Annotated in this window: 14 protein-coding genes and 2 pseudogenes; 5 read left to right on the forward strand and 11 right to left on the reverse strand. The window is 65.0% G+C overall.

Annotation, left to right across the window (positions count from 1 at the left end):
* Positions 1–103: 103 nt before the first annotated feature.
* From ftsY to QGN32_RS03615, 9 genes are all read right to left on the reverse strand, one after another.
* A complete protein-coding gene (gene ftsY, locus QGN32_RS03575) occupies positions 104–1,417 on the reverse strand; it encodes a signal recognition particle-docking protein FtsY (RefSeq protein WP_326548914.1) in 1,314 nt (437 codons plus the stop codon).
* A gap of 128 nt (positions 1,418–1,545) precedes the next feature.
* Positions 1,546–5,133, reverse strand: a complete 3,588-nt coding sequence (gene smc / locus QGN32_RS03580) for a chromosome segregation protein SMC (RefSeq protein ID WP_326547291.1) — start codon at positions 5,131–5,133, stop codon at positions 1,546–1,548.
* Between the two features lie 26 nt (positions 5,134–5,159).
* A complete protein-coding gene (locus QGN32_RS03585; RefSeq protein WP_326547292.1) occupies positions 5,160–5,444 on the reverse strand; it encodes an acylphosphatase in 285 nt (94 codons plus the stop codon).
* On the reverse strand, positions 5,428–5,844 hold the full coding sequence (locus QGN32_RS03590) for an OsmC family protein (RefSeq protein WP_326547293.1): 417 nt from the start codon (positions 5,842–5,844) through the stop codon (positions 5,428–5,430). The genes QGN32_RS03585 and QGN32_RS03590 overlap by 17 nt, the downstream gene beginning before the upstream one ends.
* A 144-nt stretch (positions 5,845–5,988) precedes the next feature.
* Complete coding sequence (gene mutM, locus QGN32_RS03595; protein ID WP_326547294.1) at positions 5,989–6,843, reverse strand: DNA-formamidopyrimidine glycosylase; 855 nt, start codon at positions 6,841–6,843, stop codon at positions 5,989–5,991.
* Positions 6,836–7,537, reverse strand: a complete 702-nt coding sequence (rnc, locus tag QGN32_RS03600) for a ribonuclease III (RefSeq protein ID WP_326547295.1) — start codon at positions 7,535–7,537, stop codon at positions 6,836–6,838. The genes mutM and rnc overlap by 8 nt, the downstream gene beginning before the upstream one ends.
* Complete coding sequence (locus QGN32_RS03605; RefSeq protein WP_326547296.1) at positions 7,530–8,132, reverse strand: YceD family protein; 603 nt, start codon at positions 8,130–8,132, stop codon at positions 7,530–7,532. The genes rnc and QGN32_RS03605 overlap by 8 nt, the downstream gene beginning before the upstream one ends.
* A 43-nt stretch (positions 8,133–8,175) precedes the next feature.
* Positions 8,176–8,913 carry a cell division protein SepIVA gene (gene sepIVA / locus QGN32_RS03610; RefSeq protein ID WP_326547297.1) on the reverse strand — a complete coding sequence of 246 codons (738 nt, stop codon included), beginning with the start codon at positions 8,911–8,913 and terminating at the stop codon, positions 8,176–8,178.
* A 185-nt stretch (positions 8,914–9,098) separates the two neighbouring features.
* On the reverse strand, positions 9,099–9,665 hold the full coding sequence (locus tag QGN32_RS03615; protein ID WP_326547298.1) for a hemerythrin domain-containing protein: 567 nt from the start codon (positions 9,663–9,665) through the stop codon (positions 9,099–9,101).
* Between the two features lie 218 nt (positions 9,666–9,883).
* Between QGN32_RS03615 and QGN32_RS03620 the strand changes: the two genes are divergently transcribed.
* The 5 genes from QGN32_RS03620 to QGN32_RS03640 are packed head-to-tail and all read left to right on the forward strand — an operon-like array spanning position 9,884 to position 18,380.
* On the forward strand, positions 9,884–12,325 hold the full coding sequence (locus QGN32_RS03620; RefSeq protein ID WP_326547299.1) for a type I restriction-modification system subunit M: 2,442 nt from the start codon (positions 9,884–9,886) through the stop codon (positions 12,323–12,325).
* The gene (locus tag QGN32_RS03625; RefSeq protein ID WP_326547300.1) at positions 12,322–13,596 is read left to right on the forward strand and encodes a restriction endonuclease subunit S; all 1,275 of its coding nucleotides are present in this window, start codon (positions 12,322–12,324) and stop codon (positions 13,594–13,596) included. The genes QGN32_RS03620 and QGN32_RS03625 overlap by 4 nt, the downstream gene beginning before the upstream one ends.
* Positions 13,593–14,537, forward strand: coding sequence for a GIY-YIG nuclease family protein (locus tag QGN32_RS03630; protein WP_326547301.1), 945 nt, complete (start codon positions 13,593–13,595; stop codon positions 14,535–14,537). Before QGN32_RS03625 ends, QGN32_RS03630 begins: the two co-directional genes overlap by 4 nt.
* On the forward strand, positions 14,534–17,626 hold the full coding sequence (locus tag QGN32_RS03635; protein ID WP_326547302.1) for a type I restriction endonuclease subunit R: 3,093 nt from the start codon (positions 14,534–14,536) through the stop codon (positions 17,624–17,626). Before QGN32_RS03630 ends, QGN32_RS03635 begins: the two co-directional genes overlap by 4 nt.
* Complete coding sequence (locus QGN32_RS03640) at positions 17,613–18,380, forward strand: M48 family metallopeptidase (RefSeq protein ID WP_326547303.1); 768 nt, start codon at positions 17,613–17,615, stop codon at positions 18,378–18,380. The genes QGN32_RS03635 and QGN32_RS03640 overlap by 14 nt, the downstream gene beginning before the upstream one ends.
* Here the strand turns inward: QGN32_RS03640 and QGN32_RS03645 are convergent.
* Positions 18,367–18,766, reverse strand: a pseudogene (locus QGN32_RS03645) (type II toxin-antitoxin system VapC family toxin). The gene QGN32_RS03640 and the pseudogene QGN32_RS03645 overlap by 14 nt on opposite strands.
* A pseudogene (locus QGN32_RS03650) lies at positions 18,763–19,044 on the reverse strand (type II toxin-antitoxin system prevent-host-death family antitoxin). The pseudogenes QGN32_RS03645 and QGN32_RS03650 overlap by 4 nt, the downstream one beginning before the upstream one ends.
* Positions 19,045–19,060 lie beyond the last annotated feature (16 nt).

The following is a 19,060-nucleotide window of genomic DNA, read 5'->3' on the forward strand; positions in this document are numbered from 1 at the left end:
TTGGCTCGCGTTTCACCGGTGATTCTGTTCGGTTTCCACCAAGTGAACGCACACGCGAGAATCGTTACGCTCGTGTTTCCGCGCGGCCGGTCGGCCAGATCGGCTACCCGAGCAGCGCGTCGACGAACGCCGCGGGCTCGAACGGCGCGAGATCGTCGGCGCCTTCGCCGAGCCCGACGAGTTTGACCGGCACCCCCAGTTCCTGCTGTACCCGGAAGACGATCCCGCCCTTGGCCGTGCCATCGAGCTTCGTCAGCACGACCCCAGTGATATCGACGACCTCAGCGAACACCCTGGCCTGCGGCAGACCGTTCTGGCCGATCGTGGCGTCGAGCACCAACAGCACCTCGTCGACCTCGGCCCGGCGGCTGACGACCCGCTTGACCTTGCCCAGTTCGTCCATCAGCCCGGTCTTGGTGTGCAACCGCCCGGCGGTGTCGATGACGATGACGTCGGCGCCGTCCTCGATGCCCTTGTCCACAGCGTCGAACGCCACCGAGGCGGGATCGGCGCCTTCGGCGCCACGCACCACATGCGCGCCCACCCGCGACGCCCAGGACTGCAGCTGATCGGCCGCGGCGGCGCGGAAGGTGTCGGCCGCGCCGAGCACCACGCGGCGACCGTCGGCGACGAGCACGCGAGCCAGCTTGCCCACGGTGGTCGTCTTACCGGTGCCGTTCACTCCGACGACCAACAGCACCGAAGGCTTGTCGGCGTGCGGCAGCGCCCTGATCGAGCGGTCCAGCTCGGGTCGCAGTTCGTCGATGAGAACCTCGCGCAGCACGGCCCGGGCGTCGTCCTCGGTACGCACCCGGCTGCTGGCCATCCGCGAGCGCAGCGACTTGACCACCGACTCGGTCACCACGGGACCGAGGTCGGCGATCAGCAGCGTGTCCTCGACTTCCTCCCAGGACGACTCGTCGAGGTCGCCGCCGCCGAGCAGACCCAGCATGCTGCGGCCGAGCGTGTTCTGCGACTTGGCCAACCGTCCCCGCAGCCGCTCCAGCCGTCCCTCGGTGGGCGCGATCTCGTCGAACACGGGAGCAGGCTCCGCGACGGCCGAAGCGGGCTCGTCGATAACTGGAGCGGCCGGCTTCTCGGGCGCCGGAGACGCGGGCTCCTCGACCGGCGCCTCCGGCAACTGCACGTCCGCGATCGGGCGCTTCGGTGAGTCCCGCGGGATAGTGGCGTCATCACCGACCGCGGGCAGTCCGCTGGAGTCGATCCGTTCGACGGGCTCGGCCGGCGCGGACTGCGAGAACGTGATGCCCGACGAGGCGGTATAGCCGCCCGAGCGGTCGATCGGGGTGGCCGTGTCGGTCTTCGACAAGCTGATTCGACGGCGCCGGTGACGCACCAGTCCGACGACTAGCGCGGTCAGGAGCAGAACGGCAATGACCGCGATCGCGATCCACATCCAGGCGGTTTCTGTCACCGAGCCATTGTGTCAGGGCCGCCGGGCGGCGCCGGCCGCGCCTTCACTGGTTGATCGCACGCATCTCCTGCTGACAAACCACCACTTAGCGCGCAGCGGGCGACCTCAGCCTAGTTGGCGGCGCCGACCAGTTCCTGCCCCCGCATGCGCTGGCTGATCACCGCGGTGATGCCGTCGTCGCGCATGGTCACCCCGTACAGGGCGTCGGCGACCTCCATCGTCGGCTTCTGATGGGTGATGACGATCAGCTGAGAGCGTTCGCGAAGCTGCTCGAACAGGCTGATCAGCCGACGCAGGTTCACGTCGTCCAGCGCCGCCTCGACCTCGTCCATGACGTAGAACGGCGACGGCCTGGCGCGGAAGATCGCCACCAGCATCGCGACCGCGGTCAACGACTTCTCCCCGCCGGAAAGCAGCGACAGCCGCTTGATCTTCTTGCCCGGCGGGCGGGCCTCGACCTCGATGCCGGTGGTGAGCATGTCGTTGGGATCGGTCAGCAGCAGCCTGCCCTCGCCGCCCGGGAAAAGCGTCGAAAACACCTGCGTGAACTCGCGTTCCACATCGGCGTACGCCTCGGTGAACACCTGCAGGATGCGGGCGTCGACGTCGTCGATCACGTCGAGCAGGTCCTTGCGCGCGCCCTTGACGTCCTCGAGCTGGGTGGACAGGAAGTTGTACCGCTCCTCGAGTGCGGCGAACTCCTCGAGCGCCAACGGATTGACCCGGCCCAGCTCGTTGAGCTCTCGCTCGGCCTTCTTGGCACGCCGTTCCTGAGTGGGCCGGTCGAACGGCATCGGGGCGGGCGCGGTGACTTGCTCGCCGCGCTCCCGCGCCTGCTCGAATTCGGCCATTTCCAATTCCGTCGGCGGCAAGGGCACCTCTGGCCCGTACTCGGCGATCAGTTCAGCGCTCGCCATGCCGAACTGCTCGAGGATGTGCTCTTCGAGCTGCTCGATTCGCAGTGCGGCTTGCGCTTTGGCGACCTCGTCCTTGTGCAGCGCTTCGGTGAGACCATTGACCTTGGCGGTGAGCTCGTTCACCTCCTCGCGCGTGTTGGCCAGCGCGGCGGCGCGATGCTGGCGTTCAGCGGCGACCTCGTCGCGACCGCGTGATGCCACCGCCACGGCAATGCTCAGCCGTTGCGCGACAAGGCGACCCGACTCCGCAACCGCAGCCGCCACCGCGGCGGCGTGCTGTCGCGCCTCGCGGGCGCGCAGCGCACGCAACCTGGCCTCACGCTCGGCGGCCGCCATCCGACGCAGCGAATCCGCCTTTCCGCGAACGGCATTCGCACGCTCTTCAGCGGTACGCACCGCCAACCGGGCCTCCACTTCCACGGCACGGGCCGCCTCAGCGGCAGCCGTCGTCTCCCGCCGGTTGACGGGTTCGGCCTCGAATGTCGGTTCCTGCTGCGCATTGTGCAGCCGCTGCTCGAGCCCCGCGAGCTCCTCGACGGTGCCTGAACGGTTGGTCTCCAACTCGTTTCGCTGGTGAATCAGCCGTTGCCATTCGTCGTCGGCGGCACGGGCCTCCTGACCGAGGCGGCCCAACTGCTCATAGATCGCCGAGATCGCAGCGTCGGATTCGTTGAGCGCGGCGAGCGCCTGCTCCGCCGCGTCCTGACGGCTCGCCTGTTCGGTCAGTGCACCGGACAGCGCGGCCGACAACTCGCCGACCTGCCGCTCGGCTTCGGCAAGCTCGGCGCGGGCCTTCTCGACCTCCGAGGCGATCTCGAGCGTGCTGGGTTTGCGATCGGACCCCCCGCTGACCCAGCCCGCTCCCACGAGGTCGCCATCGGTCGTGACCGCGCGTAACTTCGGCTGCGAGGCAACCAGATCCAGCGCGGCAGCGAGGTCCGCCACCACCACGACGCCCGACAGCATCGCCCGGATCGCGCCCCGAAGCCGCGGCGGTGCTTCGACCAACTCCACCGCCCACGCTGCGCCGCGAGGCAACGACTCAAGTTGTGCCGCAACGTGATCCGGCCAATCGCTGAGCACGATAGCCGCCCGGCCGCCATCGGACTCCTTGAGCGCCGTCACCGCGGCGCGGGCGGCGCTCGGGCTTTCGGCGGCGACCGCGTCGGCAGCCGCGCCGAGCACCGCCGCGACGGCCACCTCGTAGCCGTCGCGCACCTTCAACAGGTTGGCGATCGAACCCAGAAGGCCTGTGCCGCCGCGGTTCTTCTGCAACCACGCAGCGCCGTCCTTACGGTCCAGACCGACCGAGAGGGCTTCGATGCGGGCGTGCAGCGAGGCGACCTGACGTTCGGCGCCGCGCTCGGCGGCCTGCAGTTCGGCGACACGTTCGTCAGCCAACCGCAGCGCGGCCACCGTCCGATCGTGGTGTTCGTCCAGGCCGACTTCGCCGGCGTCGAGTTCACCGACGCGGCTCTGCACAGTCTCGAAGTCGGCCTGGGTCTGCTGAGCACGGGCCGCAGCCTCATCGATGGTGCCGGTGAGCCGCGCGACGGTCTCGTCGATCGACTCCACGCGTGTGCGCATCGTGTCGACCTGGCCCGCGAGCCGGGCCAGGCCCTCGCGGCGGTCCGCCTCGGCGCGGGCGGCGGCGAGGTGGGCGCGTTCGGCTTCGGCGGCGATCCGCTCGCGTTCGGTGAGCTCGGCGCGCGCGGCCTCGAGCTTTCCACGCGATTCGGTCAGGTCGCTGAGCAGTTGGCGCTCCTGCTCGGCGACCTCGTCGGCCTGGGCTTCCAGGGCATCGGGGTCAGGGCCGGTCGACGCGTCGGGCTCGGCATCGAGGTGCTGTGCGCGCTCGCTTGCGATGCGCACCGTCGCGCTGACGCGTTCGGCGAGCGCCGACAGCGCAAACCAGGTCTGCTGCGCGGCATCCGCGCGTTCGCTGAGGCTCTCGACTGCCGATTCATACGAGGACAGTTTTACGGTCTTGGCCTCCAACCGGGAGGCGATCTCGTCGTGTTCGCGGCGCAGCGTGGTCTCGGCCTGGTTGGTGTTCTCGAACTCGGCACGGCGTGTGACGAGGTCGTCGGCAGCCAGCCGGAGTCGGGCGTCGCGCAGGTCGGCCTGAATCGTCTGGGCGCGGCGCGCCATCTCGGCCTGCCGCCCGAGCGGCTTGAGCTGGCGGCGCAGTTCGGTGGTCAGGTCGGTCAGCCGGTTCAGGTTGGCCGACATCGCATCGAGCTTGCGGACCGCCTTTTCCTTGCGTTTGCGGTGTTTGAGGACGCCGGCGGCCTCCTCGATGAATGCGCGCCGGTCCTCGGGCCGCGACTCGAGAATCTCCGAGAGCTTGCCCTGCCCGACGATCACGTGCATCTCGCGGCCGATGCCGGAGTCGCTGAGCAGTTCTTGGACATCCATCAACCGGCAGCTGCTGCCGTTGATCTCGTACTCGCTGCCGCCGTCGCGGAACATCCGCCGCGTGATCGACACTTCGGAGTACTCGATCGGCAGCGAGTTGTCGGAGTTGTCGATCGTGACCGTCACCTCCGCACGGCCCAGAGGCGGCCGTGATGACGTGCCGGCGAAGATGACGTCCTCCATCTTGCCGCCGCGCAGCGTCTTGGCGCCCTGCTCGCCCATCACCCAGGTGAGCGCGTCGACCACGTTCGACTTGCCCGAACCATTCGGGCCGACCACGCATGTGATGCCTGGCTCGAAGCGCAGAGTCGTCGGCGAAGCAAACGACTTGAAGCCCTTCAGGGTCAGACTCTTGAGGTGCACGACGTGCCACACTACCGCCGAGACGGCTATCGCTCGGTGAACCCTTGAAGCGAGTCGCGAGGTTCTGTGAAGTCGGCTACGACATCGTCGACCCGGCCCGGCGTGTCGCCGCTTTGCAGCAGGTCAAGTAGGCGCTGGCAGGCCTGCTTCGGCCCCTGGGCGACCACCTGGACGCGGCCGTCCGGCTTATTGGTCGCGAAGCCGGTCAGGCCCAGTTCGAGGGCGCGGGCGCGGGTCCACCACCGGAACCCGACGCCCTGCGCGTGTCCGTGCACCCAAGCCGTCAGGCGCACCTCAGCTAACTCCTGCATCATAAACCTCAAATGTCACTTTGGTCCCGGCCTTGAGGGTGCGGCCGACCGTGCAAACCTGGTCGATCGCACGCTTGACCACCGTGAGTACCCGCGAGAGTTCGTCCTCCGACAGTCCCGACAAGTCGAGTTCCATGTGCTCCTCGAGCAGCGGGTACCGTTCCTGTTCGCGATCGGCTGGACCGGAGACGCGGATCGTCGTGCGGTAGTCGTCGCCGAGCCTGCGTCGTAGCGGCGCATCACTGGCCATTCCGCTGCAAGCCGCCAGTGCGATCTTCATCAACTCGCCCGGCGTGAAGACGCCATCGACGTCCTCGCTGCCGACGAGCACCTCCGCGCCACGCGAGCTTCGCCCGATGTAGCGGCGCTCGCCGGTGCGCTCAACCCACAGTTCGGTCATGCTTTCCTTTCCGCGAGGGTGCGTGTTTGTTCACAACACGCCGCGATCGAGGCGCATTTCGCGCACGCTCGCCGCGCGCCAGCGTGCGGAAACTGCTGTAAATACGCGGCGTGTCGTCGACAGACTCGCACGCTCGCGCAAATATCAGCGCCGGACGCGCGGGCGGGGTTGGCATTTCGGACAGTAGAACGACGACCGGTTCATGAACTTCTCCCGCCGCATCACCGCACCGCAGCGCCGGCACGGCTCGCCCTCGCGACCGTAGGCGTCCAGAGACCGGTCGAAGTAGCCCGATTCCCCGTTGACGTTGACATACAGCGAATCGAACGAGGTGCCGCCCTGTCCGAGTGCCTCCGCCATCACCTCGGCTGCCGCGTCGAGCAGTTCGGCCAGCTTCGACCGGGTCAGCGACGAAGCCACCCGGGCGCCGTTGATCTGGGCGCGCCACAGCGCCTCGTCGGCGTAGATGTTGCCGATGCCCGAAACCACGGTCTGGTCGAGCAGTTGACGCTTGATCTCGGAGTGCTTGCGCCGCAACACCTTAACGACGCCATCGCGATCGAACCTCGGGTCCAGCGGGTCACGGGCCAGGTGTGCGACGGGCACCGGAAGCTCGGTGCCGTCGACGGTGACCATCTCGGTGAGCATCCAACCGCCGAATGTGCGTTGGTCGACGAAGCTCAGCGCGGTGCCGTCGTCGAGTAACGCGGCGATGCGCAAATGGTTCTCGTTGGGCACCGCGCCCAACAGCATCTGCCCGCTCATACCGAGGTGCACGACCAGCGCGGAGCCGTCGTCCAGCGTCAGCCACAGATACTTACCCCGGCGCCCGGTGCCGGTGATCTTGGTGTCGAGCAACCGCGCGGTGAGATCGGCCGGGCCCGCCTCGTGCCGGCGCACCGCGCGGGGATGGTGCACCCGGACGGCGGTGATCGTCTTGTCGACGACGTGCGCGTCCAAACCACGCCGTACGACTTCGACCTCGGGAAGCTCAGGCATCTACCTCGGCTGCGGTCAGCGTGTTCCACGCCGCCGCGGCCGCCTTGAGCTCGGCTTCCTTCTTCGTGCGCCCGACGCCCCTGCCGTATTCGGTGTCGGTGACGACGACCGTCGCGGTGAACACCTTGTCGTGGTCGGGACCGGTCGAGGTGACGGCGTACGACGGTGCCCCCAATCCCAGCGAGGCGGTCAGCTCCTGCAGGCTGCTCTTCCAGTCCAGCCCGGCGCCGAGGGTGGGCGCAGTATCGAGAAGCTGGCCGAACAGCCGCAGGATGGCCTCCCGGGCGACCGTGATGCCGTGCTCCAAATAGATTGCGCCCAAGAGGGATTCGACGCCGTCGGCGAGAATGCTGGCCTTGTCGGCGCCGCCGGAGTTCTCCTCCCCCTTGCCGAGCAACAGATACGCGCCGAGGCCGGCGTCGGACAGGTGACGACCTACGTCGGCGAGCGCCTGGGTGTTGACGACGCTGGCGCGCAGCTTGGCCAGATCGCCCTCGGACCGGTCAGGGTGCCGATGATAGAGCTCCTCGGTGATGGTCAGCCCGAGCACCGCGTCGCCGAGGAACTCCAATCGCTCGTTGGTCGGCAGGCCACCGTTCTCATAGGAGTAACTGCGATGGGTGAGCGCGATGGTGAGAAGTTCGTCGGGCAGGTCGACGCCTAGCGCCGCCAACAACGCGGCGCGGTCAGTCACGCGTCTCCTCAGTGGGATCGTCGGCTCCGCCGACAGTGTCGAGCATGCCGGCCAACTTGGCCCAGCGCGGATCGAGCCGCTCGTGGTGGTGGCCGGGCTCGGCAGTGGCCAACGCCACGCCGCAGTCCGGGCACAGACCCGCGCAGTCGGGACCGCACAGCGGAGCGAACGGCAGCGCCAATCCGACGGCGTCGATGATCGGCTGCTCCAGGTTGACGGTGTCGTTCACCACGCGCCCGAGTTCGTCGGCGGCCGTCGTCTCATCTGTGGCGCTGTCGGGATAGGCGAACAACTCGGTGAGGTCAATCTCGACGTCTCCGGTGACCGGCGTCAGGCAGCGGGCACACTCGCCCGCCGTCGGCGCGGACACCGTTCCGCTGACCAGCACACCCTCCGAAACCGACTCGACCCGCAGCTCGAGAGCCAGTGGGGCGCCTTCCTCGATGGCGACCAGGTCGAGCCCGATCCGCGACGGGCTGGGCACCGTCTCGGAGACGGTCATCATCGACCCGGGCCGCCTACCGAGCCGGGAAATGTTGATCACCAGCGGCGATTGTGGCGCGCGATGCGCCGCCGCTCTGGCATGCGTCGCCATAAGGATCGATTTTACGGCGAGGGTTTTTGGCGCCCCTCGGCGCTCAGCGCGCCGCGTAGTCGTGCGTGCCCGCGGCGGTGCGCAGCTGGTGCCGACCACGCCCGACCGAGCGCAGCGTTCCGTTGAGGAAGTCCTCGAACTCCGCGAGCTTGCTGTCGACGTAGATGTCGCACTCGCCGCGCAATCGGTCCGCCTCGGCGTGCGCCGAGTCGATCAGCCGGGTCGCCTCGGCGGTCGCGGTCTGCACGATCTCGGTCTGGGAGACCAGCCGCTGCTGCTCCTTGATCCCCTCCTGCACGGCCTTCTCGTAGGCGAGGTTGCCGCTCTCGATGAGGCGGTCGGCTTCCGTCTTGGCCCGTCCCGTGCTGGCCTCGTATTCGCGTTTGGCGGTGGCGGCGATGCGATTGGCCTCCTCCCGGGCCTCGCCAACCATCCGCTCGCTGTGCTGGCGAGCCTCGCCCACCATGCGGTCTGCCTGCGCTTTCGCATCGGCCAGCAGCCGGTCGGCCTCCGCACGGGCATGGTTGAGCACGGAGTCCGCTTCGGCGGTGGCCGTCGACACCATCGAGTCGGAATGATCCTTGGCCTCGCGCAGCATCCCGTCGCGCGCATCGAGGACATCCTGGGCGTCGTCGAGCTCACCGGGAATTGCATCCTTGATGTCGTCGATCAATTCGAGGACATCGCCGCGGGGCACCACGCAGCCTGCCGTCATCGGCACACCGCGGGCTTCTTCCACAATCGCGCTCAGTTCGTCGAGCGCTTCGAAAACTCGGTACACGGCAACACCCTCCAGGCGTAGTGGTCAGTTACTATTGTGCCTGGTGTTACCCGTGTGACTCAGCTTCCCGCCCGGTGTGTCGCCTCGACTTTGCTGTTCACCGCTTCCCAGGCCGCAACTCTTGACTGAATTGCCTGCCGCGATTATGGCAAGGCGAAATCCGCGCCGGGAAAGAGCGGCCGGGTTCAGCGCAGGGCAGCCTCGATCGCGTCGCGGGCCCGGTCGATCATCGAGGCGAACGGCCCGACGGCGATGTTCAACTTGGCCGACTCGACCCCCGGATGCGGGCGCGTCGGCGCGATGGCCTGCGCCGCCCGAACGGCCGCGGCCATCCGCTTCAAGTCGTCACCCTCCAGTTCGCGCTGCAGCTTGTTGAACTCCTCGCTCTCCTCGGCCTCGGCGTGCGCAACGACCATGTCGCGGAACGCAGTGAGCTCGTCTAGGAACTCCTTCGAGCCGAAGTCCATGTCCTCCAGCGCAGAGAGCTTGTGCTTCGCTTCGTTCTCCTCCTCGAGACGGGCATCGATGATCTCGTCGCCGTTGTCGATCTCACCGCGCGCCCGCGGATGGACCACCATCTCCTCGGCGGTCTCGTGCACCGCCAGCAACTGGCGTAGTTCTACGAACGCCTTTTCGCGGGCCTTGTCCTCCGAGGCGTGCAGCACCTCCTCGAACAGGTCCTTGATCAGGTTGTGCTGATCCTTCAGGAACCGGACGACGTCATCCGTCGATTGAACAAACGTTTCGACCACGGAACTTACCTCCGCAATTGGTGGATAGTGACGGCGCGGGTGGGCTGTGCGCCAAGGAACGGCTTACCCGCGAGCCGGAAACTTATGCGCGCCACTGCTCGGCTTTGGTGTCTGGTTGACCTCACGTTCCGTCTCCGAACCCAATGACCATGTCGACGTGCGTCGATAAGCTCGCCGCAACGGCGGAAAGCAAACACACTGAGCGGGGGTGGCGACCGGTGGCATTAAAGAAGTCCGACCTCTACAGCTCGCTGTGGCGTAGCTGTGACGAGCTGCGCGGCGGTATGGATGCGAGCCAGTACAAGGACTACATCCTGACGCTGCTGTTCGTGAAGTACGTTTCGGATAAGGCGAAGGCGGACCGCGACAGCCTGATCGAGGTGCCCAAGGGCGGGTCGTTTGACGACATGCTCGCCTTGAAGGGCGACAAGGAGATCGGCGACCGGATCAACAAGATCATCGCCAAGTTGGCCGAGGGCAACGGGCTGCAGAAGGTCATCGACCTGGCAGACTTCAACGACGAGGAGAAGCTGGGCCGGGGCAAGGAGATGCAGGACCGGCTCTCCAAGCTGGTCACCATCTTCGCCGACCTGGACTTCCGGCGCTCCCGCGCCGAGGGCGACGACCTGCTCGGCGACGCTTACGAGTACCTCATGCGCCACTTCGCCACCGAGTCCGGCAAGAGCAAGGGGCAGTTCTACACCCCGGCCGAGGTGTCGCGGGTGATGGCGAAGGTGGTCGGCATCGGCCCGCAGACCCCGCGCAGCGCCACGGTCTACGACCCGGCGTGCGGTTCGGGTTCACTGCTGCTCAAGGCCGCCGCCGAGGCGCCGCGGGGCATGTCGATCTACGGCCAGGAAAAGGACAACGCCACCTGGGCGCTGTGCCGGATGAACATGATCCTGCACGGCAACGAGATCGCCGAGATCCGCAAGGGCGACTCGCTGACCAGCCCGCAGTTCACCGAGCGCGGTCAGCTCGAGGCGTTCGACTTCGCGGTGATGAATCCGCCCTTCTCGGTCAAGTCGTGGACCAACGGGCTGGAAAACGAGTACGGCCGGTTCGACGGGTTCGCCAGCCCGCCGGAGAAGAACGGCGACTACGCGTTTCTGTTGCATGTGGTCAAGTCGCTGAAGAGCACGGGCAAGGCGGCGATCATCCTGCCCCACGGTGTGCTGTTCCGCGGCCACGCCGAGGCCGCCATCCGCAGGGAGCTGCTCAAGCGTGGCTACATCAAGGGTGTGATCGGCCTGCCGCCGAACCTGTTCTACGGCACCGGCATCCCGGCCTGCATCGTGATCCTGGACAAACAGAACGCCGCCGGGCGCACCGGCGTCTTCATGATCGACGCCGCCAAGGGCTTCATGAAGGACGGGGCCAAGAACCGGTTGCGCAGCCGGGACATCCACCAGATCGTCGACGTCTTCACGCGCCAGCTGGAAGTCGAGCGCTACTCACGCATGGTGGCGCTGGCCGAGATCGCCGACCCGAAGAACGACTACAACCTCAACATCCCGCGCTACATCGACTCGTCGGAACCGGAAGACATTCAGGACCTGCACGCCCATATGCACGGCGGCATCCCGAACCGCGACCTCGATGCGCTGGCTGGCTACTGGGATGCGTTCCCCGACTTGCGCTCCGCGTTGTTCAAGCGAAAGCGCGCCGGCTACAGCGCCCTGCGCATGGACGTCGGCGAGGTGCAGCAGACCATCCTGGACTCCGAGGACTTCAAGAAGTTTGCGAAGAAGGCGGCCCGCAAGGTCGCGAACTGGTTCGCCAAACATCGGCCGGCGCTGGAGGCCGTCGACGCACACACGGTGCCCAACGACCTCATCGCGACCATCAGCGACGACCTGCTCGAGCGCTTCAAGGCGATGCCACTGCTCGACGAGTACGACGTATACGAGCAGCTGATGAGCTACTGGCACACCGCCATGCACGACGACGTGTTTCTCATCATGAGCGAGGGCTGGCTGAATGCGGCCAAGCCGCGCAAGACGATCGAGGACAAAGACCGCAAGCTCAGCGAAACACCGGATCTCGTTGTCGGGTCCGGCCGCAGCGCGGTGAAGTACAAGATGGATCTCATCCCGCCGGCATTAGTCGTGGCGCGGTACTTCGCCGACGAGCAGGCCGAGGTCGACGAGCTGACCGCCGCGGTCGAGGAAGCCACCCGTGCTATCGAGGAGTACGTCGAGGAACACGCAGTTGAAGACGGCGCCCTGGCCGCGGCGATGGACGAGGACGGAAAGATCACCAAAGCGCTTACTGCAGCGCGTCTTCGAGAAGCGAGGCGCGAGAAGGCTGATCGCGGCGAAATCAAAGCACTGGAGCACCTGATCCAGCTCTACGATGCCGAAACCGCCGCCAAGAAGAAGGCCAAGGAGGCGCAGGCGGCGCTCGGTGAGGCGACGCTGAAGCAGTACGGGAAGCTGAAGGTTGGTGATGTCACGCAATTGGTCCTGGAGGACAAGTGGTGCGGCGCCGTGGCGAGCCGCGTGGCCGGTGAGGTCGATTCGTTGACGCTTGCGCTTGTGAACCGCATCCAAGAATTGGGCCACCGATATGCCGACACAGTTGCCGCGCTCGATATCGAACTGCAACAGATCGGAACTAAAGTGGCCGCGCACTTGGCTTCGATGGGTATCGAACCGTGACGGAATCGACATTCCCTACACCCGATGACTGGCAAGACATCAGCCTCGGCGACCTCCTAACCTTCAGCAACGGCATCAACGCTGATAAATCCGTGTACGGTTCAGGTGTTCCCTTCGCCAACGTTCTTGAGGTCATCACCTACGAATCTCTCCGTGCACAAGACATTCCCGGCCGGATTGAGCTTCCGCGAAAGATTCTGCAACGCTATGAGGTCCGGCGTGGAGATATCTTGTTCAACCGGACGTCCGAAACCCAAGACGAAGTTGGGATTTCATCCGTGTACCTCGCGGATGAGCCTATTGTTTTCGGTGGATTCGTATTCCGAGGTCGTCCAGTAACAGATGCCATGGCCGTCAACTACTCCAAATACGCGCTTCGAGCAGCTTATGTACGTGACCAAATCATTTCACGCGGCCAGGGTGGCATTCGAGCGAACATCGGGCAACGCGATCTGAAATCTGTCGTTCTGAGGATACCCAGCCTTAAAGAGCAGCGCGCCATCGCCGAGGTACTCGATGACGCCGCGAGCCAACTCAAGACGCTGGAGCATCTAATCGAAAAGAAGCAGGCGATCAAACAGGGCATGATGCAACAGCTCCTCACGGGTAAGGCTAGGTTGCCTGGGTTCAGCGCAAGGTGGCAGCAGGTTCGTCTCGGCGATCACGTTTCATACCTCAAGGTAGTTCCACTATCACGGGCGCAGCTAGATGCTGATTCACCGCTTCGATATTTGCACTACGGGGACATCCATACTCGTGCCGGCGTCTTGGTTGATACCTCACAAGAGCAGATGCCGCGTGCCCCTGTGTCGCTGGCCCGCGATGCGGACCGTCTGAAAGTTGGCGACTTGGTTTTTGTGGATGCCTCAGAAGATCTGGTCGGCGTAGGCAAATCAGTTGAGATCACTGCTACCCCGCGAGAGGGAGTGGTCGCCGGACTCCACACCATCGCCGCCCGATTTGACAAAACTGTTCTCGCCGACGGGTTCAAGGCGTACCTGCAATTCATACCGGACTTCCGGGACGCGTTACTCCGTCTGGCGGCTGGCACCAAAGTTTTGGCAACTAACCGCTCGCACATCTCTAGCATCACTCTACGAATTCCTGGAATCGACGAGCAGGAGGCGATCGCCACAGTTCTGCGAGATTGCGACCGTGAGCTTGACGCTCTCGGTCAGCGGCTCCATAAAGCCCGCGCCATCAAGCAAGGAATGATGCAAGAACTCCTCATCGGGCGCATCCGCCTACCCGTCAACGAGGTCGCGTTATGAATTTCGGCAAGTCGGTGCGACTGTTCCTCGCCGATGGCTCGCCGGGCGGCTTGCTGACGGCCGAGATCATGAACTGGACCGGACATGTCGTCGCCGCCCCGCGGTCGGATCTCGCCGCCCTCATGAAACGTCCGGAAACGTCGCGCACCGGCGTCTACGTTCTGCTGGGGGATGATCCGGACACCTTGGGCGGACAAATCGCCTACATCGGCGAGGGCGATGACATCCGTAAGCGCTTGCAGCAACACTCACGGCCGGAAGAACAGGGCGGCAAGGACTTCTGGAATCGGGCCATCATCCTGACGAGCAAGGACGCCAATCTCACGAAGGCTCATGCCCGGTATCTGGAGAGCCGGTTCATCGCGTTAGCGAAGCTGGCCAAGCGAGCGCACCTGCTCAACGGGACAACACCACCGACGCCGGCCTTGCCCGAAGCCGATGCATCCGACATGGAGTACTACATCTCGCAAGCCAAGATTGTCCTTCCGGTGCTGGGAGTGAATCTCCTTCGCTCAGCGGCTACGTCGGCCGCTACGGCGTCGGCTACCGATGCTGAAGTGAAGGTGCCCACGGAAGAATCTCCATTGTTCGAACTGCGCCTGAAGAAAGGAGACATTCAGGCGCTCGCTCGTGAGGTCGACGGAGAATTCACTGTGCTGGGAGGCTCCCACGCTCGCCAGGCATGGGTTGGCCCTAGCAACCATGGCTACGAAGCCCTCCGCGAAAAGCTCCTGCACGAAGGCGCGATCGGCCCCGCTGAGGATGGTTCCCTTCGGTTTGCCCACGACACGGTGTTTGCTAGTCCCAGTGCAGCTGCAGCGGTCGTCGTCGGCCGGACCGCGAATGGTCGCATCGAATGGAAGGTGCAAGGCACTGGACTCACCTACGGCGCCTGGCAAAACCAGGGCGTGGACGACGCATCGGAAGAGCAGTCGGCATGAGCACCGTCGGCCAGGTCGAGCGTAAAACCCAGAAGCACGTCGTCGAGCTGTTCCGCGACTCCTTGGGCCACGACTACCTCGGCAACTGGGCGCACCGCGACGACAACAGCAATGTTGAGGTCGAATTGCTGCAGGACAACCTCCGTAGCCGCCGCTACAGCCACACGCTGATCACCAAGACGATCGACCGGCTCAAGAGCGAGGCGTCGCTTGGCGGTGACCGCGCCCTCTACGAGGCCAACCGCGACGTCTACGGGCTGCTGCGATACGGAGTCAAGGTCAAGGCCGGTCACGGCGAGCATTACGAGACCGTCTGGTTGATCGACTGGAAACACCCCGAAGCCAACCACTTCGCACTGGCCGAAGAGGTCACCGTCACCGGCAACCACGACAAGCGGCCCGACCTCGTCCTCTATGTCAACGGCATCGCGCTCGCCACCATCGAACTCAAGCGCTCCAAAGTCGCGGTGTCCGAGGGCATCCGCCAGACCATCGGCAACCAACAGGCGCACTTCATCCGCCCGTTTTTCACGACGGTGCAACTGGTGTTCGCCGGCAACGACGTCGAGGGCTTGCGCTACGCGGTGATCGACACACCCGAGAAGTATTGGCTGAATTGGAGGGAACCGTCGGACATCGAGGCGCCGCTCGACCGTGCGCTGACCCAGCAGTGCTCGAAACAGCGGCTGCTCGAATTCGTGCACGACTTCATGGTCTTCGACTCCGGGGTCAAGAAGACCGCGCGGCACAACCAGTACTTCGGCGTCAAGGCCGCCCAGCAGCGCATCGCCAAACGGGAGGGCGGCATCATCTGGCACACCCAAGGCTCGGGCAAGTCGCTGACGATGGTGTGGCTGGCCAAGTGGATCCGCGAACACCAGCACGACGCCCGGGTGCTGCTGATCACCGACCGCACCGAGCTCGACGAGCAAATCGAAAAGGTCTTCGGCGGCGTCGACGAAGACATCTACCGCACCTCCTCGGGCGCCGACCTGCTCGCCACGCTCAACCAGAGCGCGCCGTGGCTGATCTGCTCGCTGATTTACAAGTTCCGGGGGTCCGACGACGAGGCCGCCCGCGATGCCGACGAAGCCGACTTCATCGAGGAACTCAACTCGAAAATCCCGAAGAACTTCAAGGCCAAGGGCAACCTCTTCGTGTTCATCGACGAGGCGCACCGCACCCAGTCCGGCAAGCTGCAGGAGGCGATGAAGAAGCTGCTGCCGGGGGCGATGTTCATCGGCTTCACCGGCACCCCGCTGCTCAAGGCCGACAAGGCCACCAGCATCGAGACGTTCGGCAGCTTCATCCACACTTACAAGTTCGACGAGGCAGTGCAGGACGGTGTCGTCGTCGACCTGCGCTACGAGGCCCGCAACATCGACCAAGAGCTGACCTCACCGGCCAAAGTCGATCAGTGGTTCGACGCCCAGACCAAGGGCATGACCGACCTGTCCAAGGCCGAGCTCAAGAAGCGTTGGGGCACCGTGCGGAAGATCGCCAGTGCAGAGCCGCGTGCCCGGCAGATCGTCGACGACATTCTCATGGACATGAACACCAAGCCCCGGTTGGTGAGCGGGCGTGGCAACGCCATGCTCGTCGGCTCGAGCATTTACCAGGCGTGCAAGTTCTATGAGTTGTTCTGCCAGGCCGGATTGAAGGGCAAGTGCGCGATCGTCACCAGCTACCGGCCGAATCCGGGAGACATCGCCACCGAAGAGTCCGGCCACGGCGCAACCGAAAGGCTGCGCCAGTACGAGATCTACCGCCGCATGCTGGCCGGTCACTTCGGCGAGTCCGAAGACGCCGCGATGGGCAAGGTCGAGCAGTTCGAGAAGGACGTCAAGCACAAGTTCGTCAACGAACCCGGCCAGATGCGACTGCTGATCGTCGTCGACAAGCTCCTGACCGGGTTCGACGCGCCCAGCGCCACCTACCTCTACATCGACAAGAAGATGGCCGACCACGGCCTGTTCCAGGCCATCTGCCGGGTCAACCGCCTCGACGGCGACGACAAGGACTACGGCTACATCGTCGACTATCGAGACCTGTTCAATTCGCTGCAATCGGCGATCACCGACTACACCGGCGGGGCGCTCGACGGCTACGACAAGCAAGACATCGACGGTCTGTTGTCCGACCGCCTGGCCGGCGCGCGGGAGGACCTCGACGACGCGCTGGAGCAGATCCGGGCAATGTGCGAGCCGGTGGCCCCGCCGAAGGGCACGCTGCAATACCAGCAATACTTCTGCGGGAGCGAACCCGGCGACGCCGAGCAGATCAAAGTCAACGAGCCCAAACGCGTCAAGCTCTACAAGGCCATCGCGGCTCTGACCCGCGCCTACACCAACGTCGCCAACGACATGGCCGCCGCCAGGTACAGCGCGGCCGAAGCCGCGGCCATCAAGAGCGAGGTACGCCACTACGCAAGCGTGCGTCAGGAAGTCAAACTCGGCGCGGGTGAGGACGTCGACTTCAAACAGTACGAAGCCGGTATGCGACACCTCCTCGACACCTACATCAGCGCCAAACCCTCGGAAGTGGTGTCGAACTTCGAGAACGACGGGCTCGTCGAGCTCATCGTGAAGCTCGGGAAAGGCGCCGTCGACAAGCTGCCCGAGGGCATCAAGAACGACTCCGAGGCCGTCGCCGAGACGATCGTCAACAACATGCGCAAGCTGATCGTCGACGAGCGCGCGACGAACCCGCAGTACTACGACAAGATGTCCGAGCTGCTCGACGCGCTCCTCGAAGAACGCCGCAAAGGCGCATTGGAGTACAAGCAATATCTCGACCAACTGCTCGAGCAGGCAGCCCAACTCGGCACGGGCGCATCGGACACCGTTTACCCGGAGTGGGCCGACAACCCTGCCCGACGTGCCCTGATCGACTTCGGGTGGCCCGACCTGGCGATCCCGATGCAGGTCGACACGGCGATCCTCACCAGCAAGCCGCACGACTGGGTGGGTCATACGCTGAAAGAAAAGGTGGTGCTGCGGGCAATCAAGAAAGTCCTACCGGCGAAGTTCGACGCCGAAAAACTCGAGGACCTCTTCGATCTCGTCAAGGCCCAAAATGAGTACCAGTAGCGCCTACCTCACCGTCGCGGGAATCGATATCGACGTGGTGTACAAGGACATCAAACACCTCCACATCGGCGTGTACCCTCCCCTCGGCCGGGTCCGGGTATCGGCCCCCCAACGGCTCGATGACGACCGGGTGCGCCTTGCAGTGGTAGAACGCCTCCCCTGGATCAAGAAGCAGCGCAAACGACTTCGGGACGCCGAGCGCCAGTCCAAGCGAGAGATGGTGACCGGGGAGTCGCACTACGTCTGGGGGGTGCGGCACCGGCTCAAAGTGGTCGAGCGGCCCGGCCAGGCCCATGTCGAGACGGAAGCCGACCGCCTGACCCTGTTCACTCCCGACGGTACCGATGCCGAGCGACGGCGCGCTCTGCTCGATCGGTGGTATCGGCACCAGCTTCGGGTTGCGATTCCGCCGTTAATCGCCGAATGGGAACCAATCATCGGCGTGACCGTGCCGCGCTGGAGCGTTCGCCGCATGAAGACCAAGTGGGGCTCATGCAACCGCGAAAACCTGCAACTGTGGTTCAACGTCGAACTGGCCAAGAAACACCCCCACTGTCTCGAATACGTCGTGGTGCATGAGATGGTCCATTATCTCGAGCGCAACCACACCGAGCGCTTCGTCAAGCTCATGGACGGTCTCCTGCCGGACTGGCGCGCACGCCGCGATGAACTCAACACCTCGCCGCTCGCCCATGAGGAGTGGCGTGACGGTCAGACACCTTTCGCGACATGCGGTCAGATCAAACACGGATGATGGCCACTTCGGCCACCCCATCCAGTGCGTCAAAGTCTCCATCTCGGGTGACAACCGGTAGTCCGTGCGATGCCGCTATGGCGGCGATCCACAGATCATTGATCCGTGCGCGCTTGCCCGCTTCGGCGAGATGGACACGCAGCCGAGCCCACATGCGTGCCGCGGGCTCGTCGACGGGAAGAGTCATCATGTCTGCGACCGCGTCGAGCGTGACGAGTCGCTGCGCCCGAACGTCGGCATCGACGGCCGCGAGGACACCCGCGTTGAGTTCGGCGAGTGTGATCACCGTGGTCGCCACCTCATCGGGGGATGAGTGATTCCTGGATTCGACGGCCCGTTTCGTGGGCGATGAACACCGACCTGTCCAACACGCCGGCAGCGGTCATCGGAGTGGACCGAGTTCGTCGGTGGTTTTCTCCGGCGAACTCATCAAGGTAGCGACGAAGTCCGGGGTCTGCCTGCGCGTCACGCAGACGGAGCAACAGCTCGTGGCGACTGAGCCAACGACGTCGTGACGGACGTTTCGAGGTCAGCACTGCTGCAGGCTTACCGTTGACAGTGATCGTGATGTCTTCGCCGGCTTGCACACGCCGAAGCAGCCCGGCGGTGTCGTTGGGCAGTTCCCCCGAGAGGCCACCTCAGACGTGCTACGACCGTAGCGCAGCCGTAGCCGCTAACCG

The organism is Mycolicibacterium sp. ND9-15 (assembly GCF_035918395.1).
GTDB lineage: Bacteria > Actinomycetota > Actinomycetes > Mycobacteriales > Mycobacteriaceae > Mycobacterium.

Bases quoted from the DNA above. Each gene is read 5' to 3' on its own strand.
- QGN32_RS03605 (WP_326547296.1), bottom strand. From the start codon at position 8,132: ATGGCGACGCATGCCAGAGCGGCGGCGCATCGCGCGCCACAATCGCCG.
- QGN32_RS03635 (WP_326547302.1), top strand. From the start codon at position 14,534: ATGAGCACCGTCGGCCAGGTCGAGCGTAAAACCCAGAAGCACGTCGTC.
- QGN32_RS03590 (WP_326547293.1), bottom strand. From the start codon at position 5,844: ATGACCGAACTGTGGGTTGAGCGCACCGGCGAGCGCCGCTACATCGGG.
- ftsY (WP_326548914.1), bottom strand. From the start codon at position 1,417: ATGTGGATCGCGATCGCGGTCATTGCCGTTCTGCTCCTGACCGCGCTA.
- QGN32_RS03630 (WP_326547301.1), top strand. From the start codon at position 13,593: ATGAATTTCGGCAAGTCGGTGCGACTGTTCCTCGCCGATGGCTCGCCG.
- QGN32_RS03640 (WP_326547303.1), top strand. From the start codon at position 17,613: ATGAGTACCAGTAGCGCCTACCTCACCGTCGCGGGAATCGATATCGAC.
- QGN32_RS03585 (WP_326547292.1), bottom strand. From the start codon at position 5,444: ATGCAGGAGTTAGCTGAGGTGCGCCTGACGGCTTGGGTGCACGGACAC.
- mutM (WP_326547294.1), bottom strand. From the start codon at position 6,843: ATGCCTGAGCTTCCCGAGGTCGAAGTCGTACGGCGTGGTTTGGACGCG.